The organism is Janibacter cremeus (assembly GCF_029395675.1).
Classification (GTDB): domain Bacteria; phylum Actinomycetota; class Actinomycetes; order Actinomycetales; family Dermatophilaceae; genus Janibacter; species Janibacter cremeus_A.
In genome coordinates, this window is record NZ_CP115184.1 from 2,386,262 (window position 1) to 2,411,959 (window position 25,698).

Sequence of the window (25,698 nt, forward strand, 5' to 3'; positions counted from 1 at the left end):
CCCCGCGGTTCGGCGAGGTCGATCAGGTGAGCGATGCCCGAGCCCGCTTCACCGCGTCCACGGCGGCCTCGACATCGGCCGGCGTGGTCGACCAGTTGCTCATCGACGCCCTCAGCACCGCGCGATCGTGCCAGCGGGACCCGGATATCCAGACGGCACCGTCGCGAAGGACCGCGTCAACCGTCCTCGAGGTGGTCTCGTCGTCCTCCATCGCAGCAGTCACCTGGGTGAAGACGACGTCGTTGAGGACGGTGGCGCCCGGCACGTCGGCGAGCCCTGCGGCGAACGCACGGGCACGGTCGACGAGCCCGTCGACGAGGTCCTCCACACCCCGTCGACCCAGCGCGCGCAGCACGGCCCACACAGGGATGGAACGAGCCCGGCGCGACATCTCCGGCACCTTCTCGTAGGGGTCCCCGGCTTCGTCGGTGATGAGGTACGGGGCCGGCTCGTGGCCCATGGCCGCACGCAGAGCCAGGGCGTCACGCACGAGTGCGATGCCGCAGTCGTAGGGGACGTTGAGTGTCTTGTGGGCGTCGGTGGCCCAGGAGTCGGCGGCGGCCATGCCGGAGGTCAGGTGCCGGTGCGTCGACGAGGCCGCGGCGAAGAGCCCGAACGCACCATCGACGTGCACCCAGGCTCCCGCCTCGTGCGCCGTGGTCACCAGTTCCGTGAACGGGTCGAACGCTCCCGAGTGGATGTTGCCCGCCTGCAGGACCACGATCGTCGGGACCGCTGGAGCACCGGCGAGCGCGACGCGCAGGGCGTCGGGTCGCATCCTGCCCTGCTCGTCGGCCTCCACCGTTTCGGGCTGGCCCACCCCGAGGTAGCGCAGGGCGAGGTCCACGCTCATGTGCGCCTCCTCTCCCGCGAGCACGCGCACGGCAGGGCCACCGGCGAGGCCCCGTGCCCCCACGTCCCAGTCACGCGCCCGCAGGACCGAGTCCCGGGCGGCTGCGAGGCACGTGAAGTTGGCGGTGGTGGCCCCCGTCACGAATCCGACACCCGCGTCATCCGGCAGGCCCAGGAGATCGAGGACCCACCGGGCTGCGAGCTCCTCGACGGCCGAGGTGGACGGGGTCACCAATCGCATGCCGGCGTTCTGGTCCCAGGCGCTGACCAGCCAGTCGGCGGCCAGTGCCGCGGGGTGCGTGCCGCCGATGACGAATCCGAAGAAGCGGCCACTCGGCATCGCCGTCAGCCCCGGCTCGCACGCGTGCTGGAGCTCCTCGATGACCTGAAGGGGCGTGCTCGGCTCAGCAGGCAGCTCCGTGGTGAGGACCGCCAGCACCTCGTCGACGGTCGCGCTCGCCGGGACCCGGCGCTCGGGGACGCTGTCGAGCCACGCCGCGGCGTGTTTCGCTGCCGCGTCGAGGGCCTCCCCCAGGCCGTCCCCGTCCATGAGTCAAGCATGGCGCAGTTCGTCGGGATCCGCCCGTGAGTATCGGTTCGCCGGCGCCGAGGGCCCCGGGTCACTGCGCCCGCCGTCAGCGAAGGACGGAGACAGCGGCCACGCAGGCCACCGGCAGGTCCCCGCCGTAGACGTGCGGGAAGAGCTCGGCGACTCCCGGCGCCGGCGGCTCCCTGCGCACCTCGAGTCCGTGCGCCGCGAGCGCCGACTCGTCGAGGGTGAGCAGCAGCAGCGGCTCGGTGACGTCGGAGTAGAAGCGCTCGCGCACACCCGCGGTCTGCTCGGGTGTGCTGCAGTGCATGAAACCGACGTCGGCGATCCGCTGCCCCCGCGTCGAAATCGGGTAGGACCCCTCCGCCTGCGCGGCCTGCCAGTCGGACTCGAGGGCGATGTGCTGGAGCGTCATGCGCAGGAGCCTAGGCACCTGCGGGCCCCCACCCCGCAAGAGCACCTGCCAGAGTGAGGTGGGGGGGGCGAATCACATCTTCACGCCGATGTACTTCGTCTCGAGGAACTCGTCGATGCCGACGAACCCGCCCTCGCGGCCGACGCCGGACTCCTTGATCCCACCGAAGGGTGCGGCCGGGTTGGACACGACGCCCTGGTTCAGGCCGACCATCCCCGCCTCCAGCGCTCCGCTGACCCGCAGACCGCGGTCCAGGCTCTGCGTGAAGACGTACGAGATCAGGCCGAAGGGGGTGTCGTTGGCCAGTCGGATCGCCTCCTCCTCGGTGTCGAACTCCCCGATCGCCGCGACCGGGCCGAAGATCTCGGTGCTCGCGAGGTCGGCCTCGGCGGGGACACCCGTCAGGACGGTGGCGGGGTAGTAGTACCCCTCCCGGCTGGACGGCTCCCCACCGAGCTGTGCCGTCGCGCCCCGCGAGACGGCGTCGCGGACGAGCTCGTCGACCTTGTCGACCGCACCCTGGTTGACGAGCGGCCCGACGACGACGCCGTCCTCGACGCCACGTCCCATCTCCAGCGCGGCCATCCGCTCGGTGAGCCGACGGGAGAACTCCTCGGCCACCGGACGCTGGACGAGGATGCGGTTGGCCGCCGTGCAGGCCTGGCCGATGTTGCGCATCTTGGCCAGCATCGCGCCCTCGACCGCGACGTCGAGGTCGGCGTCCTCGAAGACTAGGAAGGGGGCATTGCCGCCGAGCTCCATCGACGTGCGCATGACCGTCTTCGCCGCGAGCTCCAGCAGGTGCTTGCCGACGGGGGTGGAGCCGGTGAAGGAGATCTTGCGCGAGCGCGGGTCGAGGATCATCGGCGTCATCACGTCGTCCGTCTTGCTCGTCGTCACGACGTTGACCACGCCCTTGGGCATGCCGGCCCGCTCGAGGATCTCGACGAGGGCGAGGGTGGACAGCGGTGTCTGCGACGCGGGCTTGATCACCGACGTGCACCCGGCGGCCATCGCCGGCCCGATCTTGCGGGTGCCCATGGCCATCGGGAAGTTCCACGGGGTGATGAGGATGCAGGGCCCGACGGGCTCCTTGGACACGAGGAAGCGCGATCCACCGGCGGGCGCCGTCATGAAGCCGCCGTCGATGCGCACGGCCTCCTCGGCGAACCACCGGAAGAACTCGGCCGCGTACTTGACCTCGCCGCGGGCCTCGGCCAGGGGCTTGCCCATCTCCAGGGTCATGATCAGCGCGAGCCGCTCGCTCTCCTCGATGAGCAGGTCGTAGGCGCGCGAGAGGATCTCGCTGCGCTCCCGGGGGGCGGTCGCGGCCCAGCCGGGCTGCGCCTCCACGGCGGCGTCGAGGGCGGCGGAGGCCTCCTCCGGCGTCGCGTCCGCGACATCGCACAGGACCGTGCCGGTGGACGGGTCGAAGACCGGCAGGGTCGCGGCCGTCGGCCGCCACTCCCCGCCGATGAAGAGACCGGTGGGCAGCGACTCGATCGCCTCCCGCTCGCGGTCCTGCGTGATCTGGGTGTCCTGCATCGATGGCTCCTTCATCAGCGTCCTTGCCGTTGCCACCATCCTAGAAGTATTGTCAACAATCAGACAACCAATCTGGAGGTTCTCGATGACAGCGCTGTCACCCCTGCTCAAGCAGGCCACCCCCGTGGTCGTGGACCACGCACTCGGCTCCGAGGTCTTCGACTCGGACGGCCGCCGATTCCTCGACTTCACCGCCGGCATCGGCGTCGTGAGCACGGGGCACTGCCACCCGAAGGTCGTCGCCGCCGCGCAGGAGCAGGTCGGCAAGCTCATCCACGGCCAGTACACCACCGTGATGCACAAGCCGCTCCTCGAGCTCGTCGACAAGCTCGACGGCGTCCTGCCCGACCACCTCAACTCGGTCTTCTTCGCCAACTCCGGCAGCGAGGCGCTCGAGGCATCGCTGCGACTCTCCCGCCAGGCCACCGGCCGCCCCAACGTCATCGTCTTCCACGGCGGCTTCCACGGCCGCACGGTCGCGACGGCGACGATGACGACGTCCGGCACCCGCTTCTCGGCCGGCTTCTCGCCGCTCATGGGCGGGGTGCACGTCGCCCCCTTCCCCACCGCCTACCGCTACGGGTGGAGCGAGGAGGAGGCGACCCGCTTCGCCCTGCAGGAGCTGGACTACATCTTCGCGACGCTCACCTCCCCGCAGGAGACCGCGGCCTTCATCGTCGAGCCGATCCTCGGCGAAGGGGGGTACATCCCCGGCAACACCGCCTTCTTCCAGGGTCTGCGCGAGCGTGCCGACAAGCACGGCATCGTCCTGGTCATGGACGAGGTCCAGGCGGGCTTCGGCCGCACGGGCAAGATGTTCGGCCACCAGCACTTCGACGTGCAGCCCGATGTCATCACCATGGCCAAGGGCATCGCCTCCGGCTTCCCGATCTCCGGCATCGCCACGACCGAGGAGCTCATGGCCAAGGCCTGGGCCGGCTCGCAGGGCGGTACCTACGGCGCCAACGCCGTCGCCTGCGCCGCGGCCGTGGCCACCCTCGGTGTCATCGAGGAGGAGGGACTGGTCGCCAACGCCGCCGAGCGCGGCACCCAGCTGCTCGAGGGTGCGCGCTCCGCGGCGGTCGACGGTGTGGGGGACGTGCGCGGACTCGGTCTGCTCGTCGGCAGCGAGTTCACCACCGCCGACGGCCACCCCGACCCCGAGCGCGCCAAGACGGCGCAGCAGCTCGCCGCGACCAAGGGCCTGCTCCTGCTCACCTGTGGCGCGCACATGAACACCGTGCGGATGATCCCGCCGCTCGTCGTCACCGCCGAGCAGGTCGACGAGGCGCTGGGCATCTGGTCCGAGGTCCTGGCGGAGGTCTGAGATGGCGGCCAGGTACTTCACGATCACCCTCGAGTCGCGGGGCGTGACCTGCCGTGCGCGGTTGCTCGACGACGAGGCCCCACTGACCTGCGAGGCGGTGTGGCAGGCCCTGCCCGCGGGCAGTGATGCCTTCCACGCCAAGTACGCGCGCAACGAGGTCTACACCCTCATCCCGCGGATCACGGCGGCCCCGCACCGGGAGAACCCGACGATCACGCCGATCCCCGGTGACGTCTGTCTGTTCGACTTCGAGCCGTGGGAGATCGGCAACCCCGCGTACGGGTACGACCCGGGCTCGACGGCGCACGCCGAGCAGGGCGCGACCGACCTGGCGATCTTCTACGGGCGCAACAACCTGCTCATCAACGGCGACATGGGCTGGGTGCCCGGGTCCGTCTTCGGCGCGATCGAGGAGGGCCTGCCCGAGATGGCCGCGGCGTGCAACGACCTGTGGCGCAACGGGTTCGCCGGCGAGCGGCTGAGCTTCGCCCGCGCCTGATCGCGTGCACGAAGAGGTCTCCTGGGGTCACCCTGCGGCGGAAATCGTCACGGATCGCCTCGGGAGGCCCCTTTGTGCACGCTCACTGGCCCCCACGGTCACGTCAGCTCAGCAGGGCCGTACGCAGCCAGTGCCGGGCCAGGCGCTCGTCCTGCTCGGTGATCTCGTGCGCCACGGGCAGCACGTCGTGGGTCACGTCGGCACCCATCCGGCGAAATTCCTGCGCGAGGCGAAGCCCGTCGCCGCGCTGTCGCCGCTGGTCGTGCTCACCGTCGAGGAGGAGCACACGGACTCCGGTGAGGTCGGCCACGGGCGGTCTGGCGAAGGGCGCGAGGGGCCGCAGGAGCACCGCCCCAGCGAGCAGGTCGGGGTGGCACATCATCAGGGCCGTGGCCATGATCGCGCCGTTGGAGAAGCCGACCGCGACGGGGCGGGTGTCGCCGAGCTCACGGCAGTTGTCCAGGAGGAACTCGCGCAGGAGGGGGACCCTCGCTCGCAGGTCCTCCTCATCGACACGACGGTCCGGGCGTCGACGGAAGAAGGCATGGCCGCCGGGAAGGTCGACCGTACCGCGCACGCTCAACTTCGTCGCCGGAGACAGACGGTCCGCCAACGGCAGCAGTTCGGTCTCGCTGCCATCGGTGCCATGGAGCAGGAGGAGCGGCAGGTGCCCCTCACCGGTCGCTGGCACCAAGACGTGCTCATGGGTCGATGCGCTCATGGATCCACCCCTCGGCCACCGACGACTCAGCTCGCGATGAGCCACTCCACGAAGCGCGCGACGGCCAGGACGAGGTCGTCGGAGTGGCGCGGCCCGACGATCTGCAGACCGACCGGCAGACCCGCGGAGGTCGTGCCGACGGGGATGCTGATCGCCGGCTGCTGCGTCATGTTGAAGGGGTAGGTGAACTGCGTCCACTGCGGCCAGCTCTTCAGCCCGCTGCCCGGTGGCACGTCGTGGCCCGCCTCGAAGGCCGTGATCGGCATCGTCGGCGTGATGAGCACGTTGTGCTGCTCGTGGAAGGCACCCATGGTGATCCCGAGCGCGGCCGCGAGGGCGCGCCCCTGCAGGAACTCGACGGCCCCGACCTCCTCGCCGCGGTCCCACACCTCCCCCAGAGCGGGGTCGACGGTCTCGCGAGCGCCGGGCATCGTCCGCAGGAGGGTGGCCGCGCTGGCCGCCCACATCAGCTCGAACGCCTCGAGCGGGTCCTCGAAGCCCGGGTCGGCCGCCGTCACCGGCATCCCGGCCGCGTCGATCCGCGCGACCACCTCGTCGCAGATGCGACCGACCTCCTCGTCCACCTCGACGTACCCGAGCGTCTTGGAGTAGGCGACGGGCAGGCCGGTGACCTCGCGGTTGAACTCACCCCGGAAGGTCAGCCGCGGCGGTGCCAGGGAGGTGGGGTCGCGGTGGTCGGGCAGGGACAGGATGTCCATGAGCAGGGCGGCGTCCTCGACGGTCCGCGTCATGGGCCCCGCGTGGGCCAGCGGGCCGAAGGGGCTCGCCGGGAACATCGGGACGCGGCCGTGGGTCGGCTTGAAGCCGACGATCCCGCAGAAGGAGGCGGGGATGCGGATGCTGCCGCCGGCGTCGGTCCCCACCGACACCGGACCCATCCCCCCGGCAACCGCTGCCGCCGCCCCGCCGGAGGAACCGCCGGCGGTCGTCCGCGGGTCGACGGGGTTGCGGGTGATGCCGGTCAGCGGGGAGTCGGTGACGCCCTTCCACGCCAGCTCGGGAGTGGTGTTCTTGCCGACGAAGACCATCCCGTCGGCGCGCAGCCGGGCGGTGACGGGTGCGTCGACCTCCCACGGCTGGTCGGGGTCGATCGCCTTGGAGCCGCGCAGCGTCGGCCATCCCTTGGTGAGGAAGATGTCCTTGATCGAGGTCGGCACGCCGTCGAGCAGCCCGATGGGCGTCCCCTCCTGCCACCGGGCCTCGGAGGCGCGTGCCTGCTCGAGGGCGCTCTCCCGGTCGACGAGGCAGAAGGCGTTGATCTCGCCGTCGACCTCCTCGATGCGGTCGACGACCGCGTTGGTCGCCTCGACGGGCGAGAGCTCCTTCGCGCCATAGGCGGCGACGAGCTCGACGGCAGTCATCTCGGTCGGGTTCATCTCAGCTCCTGGTGGTGGGAACGTAGCCCAGCGACGTGTCGACGACGTTGTCCAGCGGACGACCGTCGACCCAGCGCACGAAGTTCTCCGCGAAGAGGTCGACCAGTGCGTCACGCCAGCCGACGAAGTCACCGGAGTTGTGGGGAGTGATCATGACGTTCGGCAGGGTCCACAGCGGGTGGTCCTCCGGCAGCGGCTCCGGGTCGACCACGTCGAGGGCGGCACCGGCGATCTGCTCGGAGCGAAGGGCGGCGACCAGATCGTCGGTCCGCACCAGCTCGCCACGGCCCACGTTGATGAAGCGGGCGTGCGGCCCCATGGCCGCGAAGGCGTCCGCATCGAACATCCCGGCCGTCTGGTCGGTCAGCGGGGCGATCGCGACCACCCAGTCCGCGCGCCCGAGTGCCTCGTGGAGGTCCTCGGTGGCGGAGACGTCACCGAAGTCCGGGTCGCCGGCCCGCTCCCTTCGCCCGGAACCGGAGACCTCGAGCCCGGCGGCCCGCAGGAGCCGGGCGACCGCGCGGCCGATGGGCCCCGTCCCGACGACGAGCGCCCGTGTGCCGGCGACCCGCTCGGACTCGCGGTGCTGCCACGTGGCCTCGTCCTGCAGGCGCAGCGACCGGGGCAGGTCCTTGGCGAAGGAGAGCACCTGGCCGAGGACGTACTCGGCGATCGCGTCGTCGAAGACACCGCGGGAGTTGGTGATGACCACGTCGCTCTCGCGGACCTCGGGCGTCATCAGTGGGTCCACGCCTGCGGCGGCGATGTGCACCCACTCCACCGACCCGGCGGCGTGCCACGCCTCGGCGAGCGCGGTGCTGAGGAAGTCGTAGGCGAAGACGACGTCGGCGCCGTCCATCGCCTCGGCGAGTCCGTCGGCCTCGGTGAAGCGGACCTCGGCCCGCTCGGTCACTGGCGCGAGGGCGTCCCGGGAAGGGCGATTCTCGTTGTGGAGGACCACGACGACCGGCTTTGTCGACATGTTGACAACCTAGGAGCGCGCTCCCTAGATTGTCAACAATCCGGCAATCTTCCCGCTGCCCGGCGAGAGAGGGGCTACGCGTGGAGCTGACAGACGTCGAGTTCGAGGGGCCACTGGCCCAACGCGGGATCGGCATCATCGCGCCCTTCGACCTCGCGCTGGAGCGTGAGCTGTGGCGCTGGGCGCCGTTGGAGGTCAGCTTCCACCTGGCACGCACCCCCTTCGAGCCCGTCGCGGTCAGCCTGGAGCAGGCCGAGCTCGTCTCCGGCAAGCAGCACCTGCAGAAGGCCACCCGCGACGTGATGGGCGTCGACCCCGAGGTCGTGGCCTACCTGTGCACCTCGGGCAGCTTCATCAACGGGCCGGAGTACGAGGCGTCGCTGCGGCAGGCGATCCTCGAGGCCGGCGCCCCCATGGCGGTCACCACCTCCGGTGCCCTCATGGAGGCCGTGGAGAAGCTCGGCACGCGCCGCATGTCGGTCGTCACGCCCTACGACGCCGAGCTGACCGATCGCCTCGCCGGCTTCCTCGGCGCACTCGACGTCGAGGTGATCCGCTCGCACCACCTCGGACTCGGCGGCGGCATCTGGCGGGTCAACTACCGCACCGTCGTCGAGCAGATCCTCGCCGCCGACGACCCCAGCGCCGAGGCGATCTTCGTCTCCTGCACCAACCTGCCCACCTACGACATCATCACGCCGCTCGAGCGCGAGCTCGGCAAGCCCATCCTCACCGCAAACCAGCTCACCGTCTGGGCCTGCCTGGGCCGGATGGGTCTGCCGATGGTCGGTCCCGGGAAGTGGTTGCGGCACGTCTTCCAGGAGGAACCATGAGCCCCACGATCGGGATGATCTACCCGGACCACGCCGCAGAGGACGAGTACCCCTGGGCCGCAGACCTGCTCGACGTGCGGCTGCCCGTGGCCCACATCTACGGCACCGACCTGCACGCGGTCCCCGAGCTGCTCGACCTCGGCAGCCCGGAGCGGCTCGCCGGCGGCGCTGCGGAGCTGGCGCAGTACGAGCCGGACGCCATCGTGTGGGCGTGCACCTCCGGGAGCTTCGTCTACGGGCCGAAGGGGGTCGAGGACCAGATCGCGGCCCTCGCCGACGCCGCCGGTGTCCCGGCGTCGAGCACGAGCGCGGCCTTCGCGGCCGCGCTGGAGCACCTGGGCGTCACCACGGTCGCCGTCGCCGCGAGCTACCCGCACGACGTCGCCTCGCTCTTCGTCGACTTCCTCGACGCGGCGGGCACGCGGGTGGTCTCCATGTCGAGCGCAGGCATCGACACGGCCGCCGAGGTCGGGGAGCTGACGCCCGAGCAGGTCATCGAGCTCGCCGCCGCGAACGACCACCCCGACGCCCGGGCCCTGCTCGTCCCGGACACCGCGATGCGCACCCTCGCCGTCGTGCCCGAGCTGGAGGCCCGTCTCGGCAAGCCGGTGCTCACCGCCAACCAGGTGACGATCTGGCAGGGACTGCGGCTGGTCGGGGAGGTCCCCTCGATGCCGCAGCTCGGGACCCTCTTCCGGGCGGGGCCGGGCTCATGACGCTCGAGGACCTCAAACCCGTGAAGCGGCGCTCGACGGTCGAGCACATCGCCGGCGAGCTGCGTGCGGCGATCATGTCGGGCTCGCTCGAGCCGGGCGACCAGCTCGGCGAGGCCGACCTCGCCGAGCGGTTCTCCGTCTCCCGCGGGCCCCTGCGCGAGGCCATGCAGCGCCTCGTGTCCGAGGGTGTGCTGGTGGCGATCACCAACCGCGGGGTCTTCGTCGCGGAGCTGACGCTCGATGACGTGCGGGACGTCTACCGCACCCGGTCGGTCATCGAGCGCGGCGCCGTGGAGATCGTCCTTCGGGAGGAGCGCCGCGCGCAGCTGCACGAGTCCGTGCAGCGCAGCGTCGAGATGATGCGCCGTGCCGCGGCCCGCGGCGACGGCCCCGGGGTCTCCGATGCGGACCAGGCCTTCCACGAGTCGCTGGTCGAGTGCTCCCACAGCCCCCGGCTCATCCGGGCGATGCGCACGCTGCTCGTCGAGACCCGGATGTGCCTGGGCGAGCTGCGCACCACCTACCCCGACCTGGACATCCAGGTCCACGAGCACGAGGCCCTGGCCCAGACCTTCCTCGACGACTCCCCCGCCAGGGTGAAGTCCGCCCTGCTCGCCCACCTGGACGACGCCGTCGACCGGCTCGTGGACAAGCGCACCGAGCCGGTCGATTGACGCTCGGTGCCCGCGGCGGAGCACTGAGGAAGGGAGTCGTGGCCCGGCTCAGGCCGGAGCCCGCGCCGTGCACCCGGGTTCCGAGAGCACACACCAGCGCGGGCGGAGCGCCAAGGGCCATGGCTCCCTTCCTCCGCGCGACCCACCACGCACGGAGGAAGGGGACCGCCCAAGGCGTCAGGGGATGGTGATCCCCTGCTGGGCGAGCTGGCTGTGGTTCGCCGCAGCCAGGGCCCGGCCGGTCTGCCGGGGGGAGATGCCCATGCCCCGCCACTCGGCGAGCATGACGGCGACCTTGTCGCGCATCTCCGACTTCAGCCGGGTGAAGGAGTCCTGAGGGTCGTCACCGACCTGGCCCTGCAGGAGCCACCAGGCCCATGCGGCGGCGCCGGCGTTGGCCACGAAGTCCGGGATGACCGGCACGCCGCTCTCGGTGAGCATCGCCTCGGCCTCACGCGTGGTGGCCGAGTTCGCCGCCTCGATGACGACCTGCGCGGCGATCTCCGAGGCGTTCTCCTCGCGGATCGCGTAGGAGATCGCGGCGGGGACGAAGATGTCGGCCCGGGCCGAGAGGATCGCCTCGCGCGGCAGCTGCTCGACGTCCTCGGGCACACGGCTGCGGTCGATCTCGCCGTACTCGTCACGCAGGTCGAGCAGCAGCGGGACGTCGAGGCCGTCCTGGTCGACCAGCGTGCCGGCGGCATCCGCGAGCGCCACGACCTTCACACCCGCCTCGTGCAGGTACCAGGCCGCCGCGCCGCCCATGGTGCCGACGCCCTGGATCGAGACCGTCGTCGCCCCCTGCTCCCAACCGAGCGAGTCCGCGACCCCGAGGCACGCCTCGGCGACGCCGTAACCGCCGATGACCTCGCCGAGCTCGAGACCGTCCTCGGTGAGGGTGTGCAGCCCGGCGCGCACACGCGACAGCGTGCGTTGCGGGTGGGCCGAACGGGTGATCGCCGCGTGGTACGACTGCCCGAGACCGAGCGTGGTGAAGACCTCATCGATGCGCGACTGCGCGACACCCAGGTCCTCGGCGGTGACCCAGTGACCGTCCAGCCACGGGAGCATCGCCGAGCAGAAGCGCTCCAGCACGCCCACCGCCCGGGGGTCGCGGGGGTCGAAGTCGACGCCCCCCTTCGCTCCTCCGACGGGCAGGCCGAAGACGGACGTCTTGGTCGCCATCCCGCGGGCGAGGTCACCGACCTCGGAGATCGTGCACCCGGGACGCATGCGCGTCCCACCCGTGGCCAGACCACCCACGAGGGTGTGGACGACGAGGAATCCGCGGGCGCCCGTGACCGGGTCGGTCCAGGTCACCTCGTGGGCCGGGGGCCCGTCGAGGAGGTCCTGATCGGGTGCGACATCGACGGTCCGGTCGGGGGAGCGGTGGACGCGCGCCTCCGCCTTGCTCGTCGAGTCCCAGTGCGGGCTGTGCATGATCGTCACGTCAACCACCTTCTTTCTGCAGATTCCTGTCCCTTCAGCGTGGGGCCGGTCACAGCAGGGCGTCCAGCGCGTGAACCTGCACGATCATGTGCACTTCCCCTTCACGATGGGGAAGTACGCCTACATTGGGTGAATGGAACTGTCCCTGCGTCGGTTGCAGATGCTGCGCGAGCTCCATCGCCGCGGCACGGTGACGGCCGCGGCCGCGGCACTCCACTACAGCCCGTCCGGGGTCTCCCAGCAGCTCGCCCAGCTCGAGCGCGAGGTCGGCGTCACGCTGGTCGAGCGCTTCGGCCGGCGGGTCCAGCTGACCGACCTCGGCCTGGTGCTCCTCGAGCACGCCGAGGAGATCCTCGGTGCGGTCGAGCGCGCCACGGCCGCGCTCGAGGCGGCCCAGGAGGGCGTCATCGCGAAGCTGAACGTCGGGGTGTGGGCGTCGGTGGCCGCCGGCCTGCTCCCCCGTGCCCTGACGACGCTGGCGACCAACCACCCGGGGATCGATGTGCACACGACCGAGCTGGTCCCCGAGCAGAGCGCCGCCGCGGTACTCGAGGGCAAGTTCGACGCGGCCTTCGTCATCGACTACTCGGACCACGAGATGGACTGGGACCCGAGCCTGACCCGCACCGTCGTGGCGGTGGAGCGGCTGCACGCGGCCGTGCCCGCGGAGACCGTGCTCGGCGACACGGTCTCCCTGCTCCAGCTGTCGGAGCACCCGTGGATCCTCTCCGGTTCGCGCTCGCACTTCGGGCGTGCGGTGCGCATCGCCTGCCACAAGCAGGGCTTCGCGCCCCGGATCGCCCACACGGTCGAGGAGCAGCCCACGGCGCTGGCGCTGACGGCCGCCGGTCTCGGGGTCACCCTCGTCTCGGACCTCGCGCTGGCCATGCGGCCGGCGGGGGTGGACATCATCGCCCTGGAGGCGCCGGTGATGCGCACGATCTCGGTCGCCCACCGGACGTCCTCGGTGCCCCGGCGCTCGATCGACCTCTTCATCGACGCGGTCCGCACCGCTGCGGCCGAGCAGGGGCTGGGCGTCAGCACCTCGCTGCCGTTGACCGCGAGCGACTGATCAGGCGGGTGGGCCGGGCCTGCTGACCAGGACGGCGATACCGGCGAGGACCTGCCACAGCAGGACCGTGTAGACGGCGACCCGCTCGACGAGGCCGAAGCCACCGATCTGGAGCACGCCGCAGACGGTGCCGCCCGTGGACAGGAGCCCCAGGACGAGCGTGAGCAGCGCCAGCCGCCGGTGGCGGCCGGACAGCGACACGGCCAGCGCCAGCAGGAGCACGCTCCCGCCCGCGATCGTCAGGACGGCCCCGACACCGTGGAGGTCCGCCCGCGTCGAGGGCATCCCCGTCGGGAAGAGCCCGACGATGACCACGCCCACGCCGTAGGCGACGGTGAGGCCGAGCACCGTCCGGCGGGCGCGTCGGGGGACGAAGGGGGCGAGGACGACCCCCGCGAGGAGGGTCCGCAGGCCGGTGGCGACGAAGGTCGCGTTCATCACCGCGTGGTGGGTCGCGGCGAAGGGCTCACCACCCGCGTACCGCGTCTCCGGGACGCCGAGCTCGCTGATCGCGTCGACCGTCCAGCGGTAGGGACGGCCCTGCCAGCCGGCGGCCGCCCACGCCTCCCCGACGAAGTAGAGGCCGGCGAGCAGCAGGAGGACACCGCCGAGGCGGTACCGGCTCACGCGGGCAGGTGGTCGTCGAGCCACCGGATGACGTCGGCCGTGACCTCGTCGCGGTTGGTCTCGTTGAGGATCTCGTGACGGGCCTCGGGGTAGAGCGTCACCGTCACGTCGCGCACCCCTGCCGCGACGAAGGCGTCGGCGACCTCGCGCACGCCCCGGCCACCCTTGCCACCCACCGGGTCGCGGTCGCCGGAGACGAAGTACACCGGCAGGTCGGCGGGCACGAGGTACGCCTTCTTCGGCAGGGCGTTGATCCCACCGAGCATGTCCGCGAAGAAACCGGCCGTGAAGACCTCGCCGCAGTGGGGGTCGGCGATGTACTTCGCGACCTCGTCGACGTCGCGGGAGAGCCAGTCGAACTTCGTCGTCGTCGGACGGAAACCGAGGTTGAACTGCCCGAAGGTCAGCGTGTCCATCAACCGGGAGGTCGCTCGCCGGCCCCGGACACGGGACTCGAGGGTCGCCACGGCCTGGCCGACCTTGCCGAGCAGCCCCTGGTCACCGCCGGTGCCGCTGAAGACCGCGCCGTCGAGGTCCTGCCCGTAGCGGGTGATGTGGTCGCGGCCGAGGAAGGAGCCCATCGAGTGCCCGAACAGGAAGAACGGCAGCCCCGGGTGCTGCGCCCGCGCCGCCTCGCCGACGGCCTGGATGTCCTCGACCGCCGCGTCCCAGCCGTGGTCGTCGGCGTACACGCCGCGGTCCTCCGGCCGGCTCGCGGTCTCGCCGTGACCACGGTGGTCGTGGGTCCAGACCGCGTACCCGGCATCGGTGAGCGCCCGCGCGAACCGCTCGTAGCGGCCGGAGTGCTCGGCCATGCCGTGGGCCAGCTGCACCACCCCCTTCGCCTCACCCTCGGGCAGCCAGGTGCGGACGAAGAGGGGAGAACCATCGTGGGGGGAGGCGATGGTCGTGGTGTCGGCGCGCATGGCGACAGCGTAACGACGGCGGTCCCTCAGCAGACCCTCAGTTGACGGTGCAATAATCCCCGCACTTCCCCCCCGCCCCCGAACCCGAGGGACCCATGAGCAAGAAGTCGAAGCCGACGTCCGCCCGCGATGCCCGGCTGGCCCAGGCACGCCAGCAGCAGCAGGCCCAGGAGCGTCGTCGGACTCTCCTCCTCGTCGGCTCCACCGCCCTGGTCATCGTCGCGATCCTCGCCATGGTCGGCTATGCGATCGTCAGCGAGAGCGAGGAGCGCGAGGCCGCCGGCGACCTCGCGGCGGTCAAGGAGTACGACTACCAGGGCGGCAACCACGTCCAGGGTCAGATCGACTACAAGGAGTCGCCGCCCGTCGGCGGCGAGCACAATCCGGTCTGGCTCAACTGCGGTGTCTACGAGCAGCCGGTGCCGAGCCAGCACGCCGTCCACTCCCTCGAGCACGGTGCCGTGTGGGTGACCTACGACCCGGACCTGCCCGAGGGCCAGGTCGAGACGCTCGAGGAGACCCTCCCCGACACCTACACGATCCTCTCCCCCTACGAGGGCGAGATGCCCTCGAAGATCGTCGCGAGCGCCTGGGGCCACCAGCTGGGCCTCGACTCGGCCGACGACCCGCGGCTGAAGGGCTTCGTCACCGAGTACCGCCAGGGCCCGCAGACCCCTGAGCCGGGTGCGGCCTGCACCGGTGGCGTGGACGCGTCCGGAGCCATGTCCCAGTGAGCGCCAAGGCCATCATCGCCGTCCTCGTCGCGCTCGCCCTCGGGCTCGTCGGCGGGCTCGCCCTGGGCTCGGTCGGCGGCCAGGAGACACCCTCCGACGACAGCGTCGCCGCCGGCTTCGCCCGGGACATGAAGACCCACCACGACCAGGCCGTGCAGATGTCCTGGATCGTGCGCAGCCGCACCGACGACGAGCTCGTGCGATCGCTCGCCTATGACATCGCGCGCACCCAGGAGAACCAGTCCGGCCAGATGGCCGGGTGGCTCGCGGCCTGGGGGCTGAGCCCGACCGGGCCCGGGGAGCCGATGGAGTGGATGCAGGGGCTCGAGCACGAGCACGAGGACGACCCGGCCGCCCGGCTGACCGACGAGGGCACGATGCCGGGCATGGCCTCGCCCGAGGAGCTGGAGGAGCTGCGCTCGCTCAGCGGCAAGAAGGCCGAGGTCCTCTTCCTGCAGCTGATGATCCGCCACCACGAGGCGGGCGTGCCCATGGCGCAGGCCGCCCTCGACCACTCGCAGAACGAGCCCGTCGAGACCCTCGCCCGATCGATCATCGCCTCGCAGACCAGCGAGGTGGAGACGATGACCGAGATGCTGCAGGAGCGCGGCGCGAAGCCGCTCGACTGACCCCATGGACTTCGGGATCGAGACGATCAGGGACGCGGCCCGGCGGATCGAGGGGCAGGTGCGCGTCACGCCCCTCCTCTCCTCCCCGGTGCTCGACGAGCTCACCGGCGCCAGGGTCCTTGTGAAGGCGGAGTCGCTCCAGCTGACCGGGTCGTTCAAGATCCGGGGAGCGCTGAACACGCTGCGCTCACTCACCGACGCCGAGCGGTCCGCGGGCGTGCTCGCCTTCTCCACCGGCAACCACGGCCAGGCGGTGGCGGCGTCAGCACGGATGACCGGCGCCCGCGCGACGGTCGTCATGCCGCAGGACGCCCCGCGGGTCAAGGTCGAGGGGGTGCGCTGGTGGGGCGGCGAGGTCGTCTTCTACGACCCGGCCACGCAGGACCGCGAGGAGGTCGGTCGCGGCCTGGTCGAGGAGCGCGGCCTGACCCTCGTGCACCCCTATGACGACGTGCGCGTCATGTCCGGCCAGGGGACCGTCGGCCTGGAGATCGTCGACCAGCTGCGCGAAGGGGGTCACTCCCCCGACGCGGTCGTCGTCCCGTGCAGCGGTGGCGGGCTCTCGTCGGGGGTCTTCGAGGCGGTGCGCGATGCGCACCCGGGGGCGACCCCCTTCGTCGTGGAGCGGGATGGCTACCCCAAGATGGCGCGCTCGCTCGCCTCCGGCCGGGTGGAGAAGGTGCCGGCGGTGCCCGTCTTCCTCGACGCGATCGGCTCCCCGACCGTCGGGCGGCACACGCTCGCCGCGCTCTCCCGGCACCCGGTCGACCCGCTGACGGTCACCGACGACGAGGCCGGGGTGGCGATGCGCGAGGCCTTCCGCACGCTCAAGCTGGTCGTGGAGCCGGGTGGGTCCGCGGCGCTGGCGGCGGTGCTCGCCCACCGGGAGCGTTTCGCGGGGCGGACCGTCGTGCTCGTCGCCTCGGGTGGCAATGTCGACGCGTCGGTCTACGCCGAGGTCCTCGGCGAGGGCTGACCGCACGCCCCGTTCGCCTGTCACCACCGCCCGATACGGTCGCACCGTGGCACTTCACCTCCACCGCGCGCAGCGCACCGACCTCCTCGCCGAGGGCCTCGGCGAGCTGCTGTCGAGCCCGCTGCCCGACCCCTTCGCCCAGGAGGTCGTCGTCGTGCCCGAGCAGGGCATCGAGCGGTGGCTGGCGCAGCGTCTCTCCCACCGCCTCGGCGCGGGCGACGGGGGCGGTGACGGTGTCTGCGCGGGTGTCCGCTTCCTGCGGCCGCGCTCCCTCGTCACGATGCTCACCGACCGCGACGAGGACGACCCGTGGCTGCCGCAGCACCTCGTGTGGCCCCTCCTCGAGGTCATCGATGCCGCGATCGGCGAGCCGTGGTGCGCCGCGCTCAGCCGACACCTCGGCCACGGGGCGGTCGACGAGGACGTCTTCGAGGTGCGGGTGGGTCGGCGCTACTCCGTCGCACTGCGCTTGGCGCGCCTCTTCCACCGGTACGGCCAGAGCCGCCCGACGATGCTCACCGACTGGGGAGAGGGGCGCGACACGGCTGGTGTCGCCGGCCCCCTCGACGAAGACCTGACCTGGCAGCCCGAGCTGTGGCGGCGCCTCGTGGAGCGCGTCGACGCACCCCCACCGGACGTGCGGCACCGCGAGACGGTGGCGGCGCTGCGTGGACTCGGGAGCCCTTCCGGGCTCGGGGCCGGGGGGCCCTCGCACCTCGGCGAGCGTGCCGGACACGGCATCAGCGGGCCAGTGCTGGACCTGCCCGAGCGACTGTCCCTCTTCGGCCACACCCGTCTGGCGGTCACCGAGGTCGAGCTGCTCGAGGCCCTCGGGCTCTCCCGGGACGTGCACCTGTGGCTGCCCCAGCCCTCGCCGGCGCTGTGGGACCGGCTCACCGACTCCGGGGCGAGCGGGATCGTGCCGCGGTCCCGGGACGCGACGAGCGACCTCGTCCACCACCCGTTGCTCGCCTCGCTCGGGCGCGACTCCCGCGAGCTCGTGCGGGTGCTGGGGTCCTCGTTCGACGTCACCGGGCTTCGAGGCTCCTCGCTGGAGCTCGTCGCACCTCAGCCGCCGGTGGTTGGGGTGGGAGGCCGTCAGCGGCCGACCCTCGAAACCACCCCGCCGACGAGTGTCCTCGGCTGGCTGCAGTCGGACCTGCGCGAGGACCACGTGCCGGATGCCGCGGAGCAGGCAGCTCGGTCCGTCCCGGACGCAGACCGCTCGATCCAGGTCCACGCGTGCCACGGGCCAGCCCGTCAGGTCGAGGTGCTGCGCGAGGTGCTCGTCGGCCTCCTCGAGGACGACCCGACCCTCGAGCCCCGCGACGTGCTGATCATGTGCCCGGACGTCGAGACCTACGCACCGCTCATCGGCGCGGCCTTCGGCCTCGGCGACCACGGCACCGACGCCGAGGGCGTCGACACCCACCCCGCGCACCGCCTGCGGGTGCGTCTGGCCGACCGCTCGCAGCGGGTGACCAACCCGCTCCTCGACGTCGCCGACCGGGTCGTCGCCCTCGCCGGCGGGCGCCTCACCGCGAGCGAGGTGCTCGACCTCGCCGCGACCGAGCCGGTGCGCCGTCGCTTCGCCATCGGTGACGAGGACCTCGAGACCCTCACCACGTGGGTCGGCGACTCCGGCATCCGGTGGGGCTACGACCAGGAGCACCGCGCCCCCTTCCGCATGGAGGTGGAGCACCAGGGGACGTGGCGGTTCGGCCTCGACCGGCTCCTGCTCGGCGTCGCCGTCTCCGCCGACGGCCCCCTGCAGGTCGGTGACGTCATGCCGCTCGACGACGTCGGCAGCGGCTCCGTCGACCTCGTCGGCCGCGTCACCGAGATGCTCGAGCGGATCGGCTCCGGCCTCGACACCCTCGAGGGTGCCCGCACGGCGGGTGAGTGGATGAGCGCGCTGACCGAGACCGTGCTGTCCCTGACCGACGTGCCGCTGCGCGATCGCTGGCAGATCGGGGACCTCCAGCGCACCCTGGCACGCGCCGCCCGGCACGCCGACGACGGCAGCGGGGCGACGCTGCGCCTGGCGGACGTGCGTGTCCTGCTCGCCGACCAGCTGGCCGGTCGGCCGAGCCGGGCGAGCTTCCGCACCGGCGGGCTGACGGTCTGCACGATGACCCCGATGCGCTCGGTGCCCCACCGTGTCGTCTGCCTGCTGGGGATGGACGATGACTCCTTCCCGCGCCAGCAGTCCGTCGACGGTGACGACGTCCTCGCCCGGGTGCCGCTGACCGGCGAGCGCGACGCCCGCAGCGAGGACCGCCAGCTGCTGCTCGACGCCGTCCTCGCGGCCCGCGAGCGCCTGGTCATCGCCTACACCGGCGCCGACGCGCACAGTGGCCAGCCCTGCCCGCCGGCCGTGCCGCTCGGGGAGCTCATCGATGCCGCCCGGGAGACGACGAGCGCGCCGCTCGAGGTGGTCGAGCACCCGCTGCAACCCTTCGACGCGCGCAACCTCGAGCCGGGGGCCCTCGGCGGCGCTCCATCGGCGGGCTCGACGGGCTCTCCCGAGCCCTTCACCTTCGACCGCTCGGCGCTCGGCGCGGCCCGCGCCAGCCACGGTGAGCGCATCCCGCCGGGCCGTCTCCTCACCGCTCCGCTGCCGGCCACGGCCGTGGAGGACATCGCCCTCGCCGACCTCATCCGCTTCTTCGAGAACCCCGCCCGCGGCTTCCTGCGGGGTCGCCTGCAGGTCGGGGTGTCGCACGAGGCCGAGGAGGTCAGTGATCGACTGCCGATCGACCTCGACGGCCTGCAGAAGTGGGCCATCGGCGAGCGCACCCTGCGTGCCCGACTCGCCGGCGAGGACGCACACGACATCTACCGGGCCGAGCTGCTGCGCGGTGAGCTCCCGCCCGCCGGGCTCGGGGAGATCGCCCTCGAGGAGATCGGCCGCCAGGTCGAGCAGCTGATGGCCCAGGTGGCGCAGGGCCCGGCGGATCCCGTCCGGACGGTCGACGTCGAGGTGCCCCTCCCCGGGGGGCGTCGCCTCACCGGCGCCGTCGACGGCGTCCACGGGCTGCACCACGTCGACGTCACCTACTCGCGGCTCGGGCCCAAGCAGGAGATCGGCTCGTGGATCCGGCTGCTCGCCCTGACCGCGGCCGGGCAGGAGGACGAGCCGTGGATGGCCTCTGCCCTGGGCAAGGGCTCGAAGGGGTCGGTCGCCCGCACCACCCGCGGGCCCCTGACGCTCGCCGCGGCCCGCTCGCACCTGGCCGCCCTCGTCGACCTCTACGCCCTCGGCCTGACCACCGCGCTGCCGCTGCCGGTGAAGACCGCGCGCGCCTGGGCCGAGGTCATCGGCCGCAACCCCGCGCTGGGGCAGGCGGCGACCAAGCGCGCCGAGGACGAGTGGCTGCCGACGACCATGCGCAACGGCGGGGTGATCCCCGGCGAGCAGGACGACGCGTGGTGGCAGCTCGTCCACGGGAGCAAGGCCCCCTTCGCCGTCCTGCTCGAGCCCGTCGCCGGGCCCGGCACCGACCTGGCCACCCTCGCCCCGAAGATCTGGGGCCCGGCCGACGACAACATCGCGGGGACCGCATGAGCGCACTGACCCCCTTCGACATCGCCGCGGACCTGCCCACCGGCACGGTCCTGCTCGAGGCGAGCGCCGGGACCGGCAAGACGTGGACCATCGGTGCCCTCGTGGCCCGCTACGTCGCCGAGGGCACGCCGCTGGAGGACATGCTCGTCATCACCTTCGGGCGGGCCGCCTCCCGCGAGATGCGCGAGCGCGTGCGCGAGCACCTGCGGCACGTCCACCAGCACGTCGCCGACCCCGACCTCCCCAGCGCCGACCCGGTCGTGGCCCTGCTGCGGGAGGGCACCCCCGACGAGGTGGCCCTCGTGGAGCGCCGGCTGCGGGTCGCGCTGACCCACTTCGACGCGGCGACGATCGCCACCACCCACCAGTTCTGCCAGCTCGTGCTGCGCGGGCTCGGCGTGGCCGGCGACTCCGACCCGCACTCGCGACTCGTGGAGGACCTGTCCGACCTGCGCGACGAGGTCGTCGACGACCTGTACGTGCGCGGCTTCGCCGGAGGGGGCGAGCCGGCCTTCAGCCGGGCCCGCGCCGGCGAGATCGCCCGCGCGGTCACCGAGAACCCCCACGCCGTCCTCGACCCGAGCGCCCTCGACGGTGGGACGGCGGACGCCCGGATGCTGCGCTTCGCCCACCTCGTGCGCGAGGAGCTCGACCGGCGCAAGCGCCGCCTCGGGGTCCTCGGCTACGACGACCTGCTCTCCCACCTGGCCGACGCCCTCGAGGACGAGGACTCCCCCGCCCGCGAGCGGATGCGCCGCCGGTGGAAGGTTGTGCTCGTCGACGAGTTCCAGGACACCGACCCGGTGCAGTGGCAGGTCCTCGACCGGGCCTTCTCCGGGCACAGCACGCTCGTGCTCATCGGTGACCCCAAGCAGGCGATCTACGGCTTCCGCGGAGGTGACGTCGACACCTACCTCACGGCCTCCGCCGGCGCCGCCACCAAGCACACCCTCGGGGTGAACCACCGCTCCGACGCACCCCTCGTGCGCAGCCTCGGCGTCCTGCTGGGCGGGGCGGAGCTCGGTGACCCCGGCATCGTCGTGCACCCGGTCAGCGCGGCGAAGGAGGGCTCCCGCCTGGGCACCGCCGACGGCACCGCACCCGAGGGGATGCTCTCCCCGGTGCGGCTGCGCACCATCACCACGGAGCGCGCCCTGCCCGCCGGCGCGCGGTCGGTGGCGATCGGCGCCGTGCGCCCACTCGTCGCCGCGGACTGCGCCGCGGAGATCACCCGGCTGCTCGCCGGGGGCACGACCTTCGACGGGCGCGCGCTGCGCGCCGGCGACGTGGCCGTCCTGGCCCACACCCGCAACCAGCTCGACCAGGTGCGCCGGGCCCTGACCGAGGTCGGGCTGCGCTCGGTCATCGTCTCCAGCGACAGCATCTTCTCCTCTCCCGCAGCAGCCGCCTGGCTGACCCTGCTCGAGGCGATGGAGCTGTCCCACCGCCCCGAGCGCGTCCGCGCGGCGGCGCTGACCCCCTTCGTCGGGAAGGACGCCGCCACGCTCGACGCCGGCGGCGACGACCTCACGGACGAGGTCGCCCACCGGATGCGCACGTGGGCCGGTCTGCTCGCCCGTCGCGGGGTCGCCGCCGTCCTGGCCGCGGCCAGCGCCGACGGGCTCGACGCGCGGGTCCTGGCACGGACCGACGGTGAGCGGCTGCTGACCGACCTGCGCCACGTCGGCGAGACGCTCCACCAGCGAGTGGTCACCGAGGGCGATGGCCTGGCGTCGCTGACGGCCTGGCTGCGCGAGCGGATCGGCGCCGCCCGCAAGGAGGAGCGCGCCCGCCGCCTCGACAGCGACGCCGACGCCGTGCACCTGGCGACGATCCACTCGAGCAAGGGCCTGCAGTACCCCGTCGTCATGCTGCCCTTCGTCGCCGACCGGTGGCTGCCCACGCCGGACACGCTCCACTTCCACCGCGAGGACCGCACCCGGTGCCTCGACATCGGCATCCGCTCCGACGATGGGCGCGCCGACCGCCTCCAGCGCGCCACCGCGGAGGCCAGCGGTGAGTCGCTGCGCCTGCTCTACGTCGCGATGACCCGGGCGCAGAGCCAGGTCGTGCTCTGGTGGTTCCCGTCCGCGCAGAACACCTCGCCGTCCCCGCTGCACCGGCTGCTCCTGGGACGCGCCCACGGTCAGGGTCCGGTGCCCGCCAACCACCCCGTCCCCGGCGACGGCACCCTGAGGGGACAGCTGGAGGAGTGGGAGCGCCGCGGGGCCCTGCGTGTGGAGCTCGTCGACGAGCCCACCGCCGTGCCGGTCGCGGCGCCCGCCCCGGTGAGGGACCTGTCCGTGCGGTCCTTCACCCGCAGCATCGACACGCAGTGGCGCCGCACCTCCTACACGGCGCTCACCCGCGCGATGGACGAGGCGCCCCGGTCGGCCGAGGAGCTCGTCGTCAGCGAGCCGGAGGCCACCGACCGCCAGGACGACGAAGGGAGCACCCCGCTCGCTCCCGTCCGGGGGGCCACGTTCGCCCCCTTCGTGGGGGGCGAGTCCCACCCGGCCCCCGTGGGCGGGGACGAGGAGGTGGCTGTCCCCACCGACGGGGAGGACGGGGGTCACCTCCCGTCGCCGATGGCCGAGCTGCCGGTCGGCGCCGGGTTCGGCTCGCTCGTGCACGCCGTGCTGGAGGAGGCCGACGTCTCGGCCCCCGACCTGCTCGCGGAGCTGCGGACGCACATCGAGGAGCAGGTCGTCCGCTGGCCCGTCCCCGACCTGGACCGGGACGCCCTCGCCGAGGCGCTCGTCGACGTCATCGACACCCCGCTCGGTCCGCTGGCGCCGGGGACGACGCTGCGCGACATCGGCAGCCACGACCGGCTGTGCGAGATGGACTTCGAGCTGCCGCTCGGGGGTGGGGACGCCGCATCCGATGCCTCCGACCAGGCCCTGCTCGGCGACCTCGCCACGCTCATGCGCGCGCACCTGCCCGACGACGACCCGGTGCTGCCCTTCGCCGACGTCCTCGACGACCCACTGCTCGGGGACCAGGCGCTGCGCGGCTACCTCACCGGTTCCGTCGACGTCGTCCTGCGCGTCGGGGGGCGCCACCTCGTCGTCGACTACAAGACGAACTGGCTCGGCCCCGTCGACACCCCGTTGACCACCGGGCACTACGACGCTGACGCCCTGCGCGAGGCGATGACCCACTCCTCCTACCCGCTCCAGGCGATCCTCTACGGGGTGGTCCTCCACCGCTTCCTGCGCTGGCGCCAGCCCGGGTACGACCCGCAGGCGCACTTCGGAGGGGTGCTCTACCTGTACCTGCGCGGGATGGCCGGAGAGCGGACGCCGGTCGTCGACGGCCACCCCACGGGCGTCTTCTCCTGGCAGCCGCCGATCGCCCTGGTCGAGGCCGTTTCCGACCTGCTCGACGGGCACCGACCCGGGACGGAGGGCCCACGATGACGACGATCGAGCAGGACCGGTACGACCGCCGACTGGCCCTCGGTGCCACCGGCGAGCTGGCCGACCTCAACACCGCGGGCATCATCGAGGCCGCCGACGTGCACGTCGCCACCCGCCTGGCCCAGCTCGTCGAGGAGGGCGACGGGCTGGCCCGGGTGACGCTCGCACTCGTGGTGCGCGCGGCCCGCGAGGGGTCGACGAGCCTGGACCCCGAGCACGCCCGCGAGCTGCTCACCGAGAGCCCCGAGGGTGTCGAGGAGCCGCCGGCCACCTCGCTCGAGCTGCCGTCGACCCAGGAGTGGCTGCGGCGCGTGGCCGACAGCGCGCTCGCCACGGCCGGGGTGCTGCGCGTCGAGCACGGACTCGTCTACCTCGACCGCTACCACCGCGAGGAGGTGCAGGTCGCCGAGGACCTCGCCCGTCGCGCCGCCACCCCCGCGCCGGCCGTCGACGAGGCGATGCTCGAGGCCGGACTGGAGCGGGTCTTCCCCGGTGCCAGCTGGACCGAGCAGCGCGATGCGGTGCGCACCGCCGCCGGGCGCCTGACCACCGTGCTCGCCGGCGGCCCCGGCACCGGCAAGACCTCGACCGTCGCCGGCCTGCTCACCCTGCTGCTCGAGCAGGCAGCGGGCACCGGTCGCCGCCCGCGCATCGCCCTCGCCGCGCCGACCGGCAAGGCGGCCGCCCGCCTGCGGGAGTCCGTCCTCGGCTCCCTCGATGCTCTGTCCCGAGCGGACCGCGAGCGCCTCGGCACCGACATCGAGGCCGTGACCGTCCACCGGCTGCTCGGGTGGCGCCCCGACAGCAGCAACCGCTTCCGCCGGGGTCGCGGCAACCCGCTCCCCCACGACATCGTCGTCGTCGACGAGGCGTCGATGCTCTCCCTGACGATGACCGCCCGCCTGCTGGAGGCACTGCGTCCGACCGCACGTCTGCTGCTCGTCGGCGACCCCGACCAGCTGGCGTCCGTCGAGGCCGGCGCGGTGCTCGCGGACCTCGTCGCCGGCTACGGCGACGGTGGCGACAGCCCGGTGGCGCGGCTGCGGACCTCGCACCGCTTCGGCGAGGAGATCGGCGCCCTGGCGGAGGCCGTGCGGGTCGGTGACGCCGACGGGGCGATCGCGATCCTCACCGCGGCGAGCCCGGGCGGACCGGTGCAGCACGTCCCGGTCGAGCACGTGCTCGACGCCGACGAGGTACTGCGACCACGACTGCTGGACCACGCGAAGCGGCTGCGGGCGCTGGCCCTCGACGGCGCCCACCCGGCGGCCCTGCGCGAGCTGGGTGAGCACCGGCTGCTGTGTGCCCATCGCGACGGCCCGTGGGGCGTCGGCCCGTGGAACGACCGCGTCGAGCGCTGGCTCTCCGAGGACACCGGGGAGCACGGCCGCCACCAGCTGGGTCGGCCGCTGCTCGTGACCGCGAACGACCGCGGACTCGGGCTCTTCAACGGCGACACCGGCGTGATGTCGTTGCGCGAGGGCCGCGTCGTCGGGGTCTTCGGCGAGCCGGAGGCGCCGCAGGTGCACGCCGCGACCTCGCTCGCGGACGTCGAGACCGCCTACGCCATGACGATCCACAAGAGCCAGGGCAGCCAGGCGACGTCGGTGACCGTGCTCCTGCCCGATGCCGACTCGCGCCTGCTCACCCGCGAGCTGCTCTACACCGCGATCACCCGCGCGCAGAAGTCGGTGGTGCTCATCGGCTCGCAGGAGGCGATCCGCGCCGCGATCACCCGGCGCACCCAGCGGGCGACCGGGCTGCGGCACCGCCTGTGACCGTGA

General features: G+C 72.6%; 21 protein-coding genes. 12 read left to right on the forward strand and 9 right to left on the reverse strand.

Features of this window, described 5'->3' with window-relative positions:
- Positions 1-22 precede the first annotated feature (22 nt).
- From O9K63_RS11280 to O9K63_RS11290, 3 genes are all read right to left on the reverse strand, one after another.
- Positions 23-1,402: a pyridoxal phosphate-dependent decarboxylase family protein gene (locus tag O9K63_RS11280; protein ID WP_277237899.1), complete on the reverse strand. Its 1,380-nt coding sequence runs from the start codon at positions 1,400-1,402 to the stop codon at positions 23-25.
- Between the two features lie 85 nt (positions 1,403-1,487).
- A complete protein-coding gene (locus tag O9K63_RS11285) occupies positions 1,488-1,817 on the reverse strand; it encodes a DUF952 domain-containing protein (protein ID WP_277237901.1) in 330 nt (109 codons plus the stop codon).
- Positions 1,818-1,889: 72 nt separating this feature from the next.
- Positions 1,890-3,362 (reverse strand): NAD-dependent succinate-semialdehyde dehydrogenase, encoded by a 1,473-nt coding sequence (locus O9K63_RS11290; RefSeq protein ID WP_277237903.1) that lies wholly within the window; start codon positions 3,360-3,362, stop codon positions 1,890-1,892.
- 85 nt (positions 3,363-3,447) lie between these two features.
- Here O9K63_RS11290 and O9K63_RS11295 point away from each other — a divergent pair, with 85 nt between their 5' ends.
- Both O9K63_RS11295 and O9K63_RS11300 read left to right on the forward strand, forming a co-directional pair.
- Entirely contained in the window at positions 3,448-4,689 is a 1,242-nt protein-coding gene (locus tag O9K63_RS11295) for an aspartate aminotransferase family protein (RefSeq protein WP_277237905.1), read from the forward strand.
- A 1-nt stretch (position 4,690) separates the two neighbouring features.
- On the forward strand, positions 4,691-5,188 hold the full coding sequence (locus O9K63_RS11300; protein ID WP_277237907.1) for a DUF3830 family protein: 498 nt from the start codon (positions 4,691-4,693) through the stop codon (positions 5,186-5,188).
- 103 nt (positions 5,189-5,291) lie between these two features.
- Here O9K63_RS11300 and O9K63_RS11305 read toward each other — a convergent pair whose 3' ends face one another.
- Genes O9K63_RS11305 through O9K63_RS11315 form a run of 3 tightly spaced genes read right to left on the reverse strand, consistent with a single transcriptional unit; the run spans position 5,292 to position 8,288 of the window.
- Positions 5,292-5,909 (reverse strand): alpha/beta hydrolase, encoded by a 618-nt coding sequence (locus O9K63_RS11305; protein ID WP_277237908.1) that lies wholly within the window; start codon positions 5,907-5,909, stop codon positions 5,292-5,294.
- 26 nt (positions 5,910-5,935) lie between these two features.
- Positions 5,936-7,306 (reverse strand): amidase, encoded by a 1,371-nt coding sequence (locus tag O9K63_RS11310; RefSeq protein ID WP_277237910.1) that lies wholly within the window; start codon positions 7,304-7,306, stop codon positions 5,936-5,938.
- A 1-nt stretch (position 7,307) separates the two neighbouring features.
- Positions 7,308-8,288, reverse strand: coding sequence for a D-2-hydroxyacid dehydrogenase (locus O9K63_RS11315; RefSeq protein WP_277237911.1), 981 nt, complete (start codon positions 8,286-8,288; stop codon positions 7,308-7,310).
- Positions 8,289-8,368: 80 nt separating this feature from the next.
- On the opposite strand from O9K63_RS11315, the gene O9K63_RS11320 reads away from it, so the two are divergent.
- Genes O9K63_RS11320 through O9K63_RS11330 form a run of 3 tightly spaced genes read left to right on the forward strand, consistent with a single transcriptional unit; the run spans position 8,369 to position 10,511 of the window.
- Positions 8,369-9,121, forward strand: coding sequence for a maleate cis-trans isomerase family protein (locus O9K63_RS11320; protein WP_277237913.1), 753 nt, complete (start codon positions 8,369-8,371; stop codon positions 9,119-9,121).
- Positions 9,118-9,837, forward strand: a complete 720-nt coding sequence (locus O9K63_RS11325; RefSeq protein WP_277237915.1) for a maleate cis-trans isomerase family protein — start codon at positions 9,118-9,120, stop codon at positions 9,835-9,837. Before O9K63_RS11320 ends, O9K63_RS11325 begins: the two co-directional genes overlap by 4 nt.
- Complete coding sequence (locus tag O9K63_RS11330) at positions 9,834-10,511, forward strand: GntR family transcriptional regulator (protein ID WP_277237917.1); 678 nt, start codon at positions 9,834-9,836, stop codon at positions 10,509-10,511. The genes O9K63_RS11325 and O9K63_RS11330 overlap by 4 nt, the downstream gene beginning before the upstream one ends.
- A gap of 177 nt (positions 10,512-10,688) precedes the next feature.
- On the opposite strand, the gene O9K63_RS11335 is transcribed toward O9K63_RS11330, so the two are convergent.
- Entirely contained in the window at positions 10,689-11,951 is a 1,263-nt protein-coding gene (locus O9K63_RS11335) for a Glu/Leu/Phe/Val dehydrogenase dimerization domain-containing protein (RefSeq protein WP_277242311.1), read from the reverse strand.
- A 142-nt stretch (positions 11,952-12,093) separates the two neighbouring features.
- Between O9K63_RS11335 and O9K63_RS11340 the strand changes: the two genes are divergently transcribed.
- Positions 12,094-13,032: a LysR family transcriptional regulator gene (locus O9K63_RS11340; RefSeq protein WP_277237919.1), complete on the forward strand. Its 939-nt coding sequence runs from the start codon at positions 12,094-12,096 to the stop codon at positions 13,030-13,032.
- Here the strand turns inward: O9K63_RS11340 and O9K63_RS11345 are convergent, their stop codons facing one another.
- Together O9K63_RS11345 and O9K63_RS11350 are read right to left on the reverse strand one after the other, a co-directional pair.
- Positions 13,033-13,659, reverse strand: a complete 627-nt coding sequence (locus O9K63_RS11345) for a DUF998 domain-containing protein (protein ID WP_277237920.1) — start codon at positions 13,657-13,659, stop codon at positions 13,033-13,035.
- Positions 13,656-14,585, reverse strand: coding sequence for an alpha/beta hydrolase (locus tag O9K63_RS11350; protein WP_277237921.1), 930 nt, complete (start codon positions 14,583-14,585; stop codon positions 13,656-13,658). The genes O9K63_RS11345 and O9K63_RS11350 overlap by 4 nt, the downstream gene beginning before the upstream one ends.
- Positions 14,586-14,680: 95 nt before the next feature.
- On the opposite strand from O9K63_RS11350, the gene O9K63_RS11355 reads away from it, so the two are divergent.
- The 6 genes from O9K63_RS11355 to recD are packed head-to-tail and all read left to right on the forward strand — an operon-like array spanning position 14,681 to position 25,692.
- Complete coding sequence (locus tag O9K63_RS11355; RefSeq protein WP_277237922.1) at positions 14,681-15,319, forward strand: DUF3105 domain-containing protein; 639 nt, start codon at positions 14,681-14,683, stop codon at positions 15,317-15,319.
- Positions 15,316-15,948: a DUF305 domain-containing protein gene (locus O9K63_RS11360; protein WP_277237923.1), complete on the forward strand. Its 633-nt coding sequence runs from the start codon at positions 15,316-15,318 to the stop codon at positions 15,946-15,948. Before O9K63_RS11355 ends, O9K63_RS11360 begins: the two co-directional genes overlap by 4 nt.
- Before the next feature lie 4 nt (positions 15,949-15,952).
- Positions 15,953-16,924 (forward strand): threonine ammonia-lyase, encoded by a 972-nt coding sequence (locus O9K63_RS11365; RefSeq protein WP_277237925.1) that lies wholly within the window; start codon positions 15,953-15,955, stop codon positions 16,922-16,924.
- 46 nt (positions 16,925-16,970) lie between these two features.
- Complete coding sequence (gene recC / locus O9K63_RS11370) at positions 16,971-20,492, forward strand: exodeoxyribonuclease V subunit gamma (protein WP_277237927.1); 3,522 nt, start codon at positions 16,971-16,973, stop codon at positions 20,490-20,492.
- A complete protein-coding gene (locus tag O9K63_RS11375) occupies positions 20,489-23,914 on the forward strand; it encodes a UvrD-helicase domain-containing protein (protein ID WP_277237929.1) in 3,426 nt (1,141 codons plus the stop codon). Before recC ends, O9K63_RS11375 begins: the two co-directional genes overlap by 4 nt.
- Positions 23,911-25,692 carry an exodeoxyribonuclease V subunit alpha gene (recD, locus tag O9K63_RS11380; RefSeq protein ID WP_277237931.1) on the forward strand — a complete coding sequence of 594 codons (1,782 nt, stop codon included), beginning with the start codon at positions 23,911-23,913 and terminating at the stop codon, positions 25,690-25,692. Before O9K63_RS11375 ends, recD begins: the two co-directional genes overlap by 4 nt.
- The last annotated feature ends 6 nt before the right edge of the window (positions 25,693-25,698 follow it).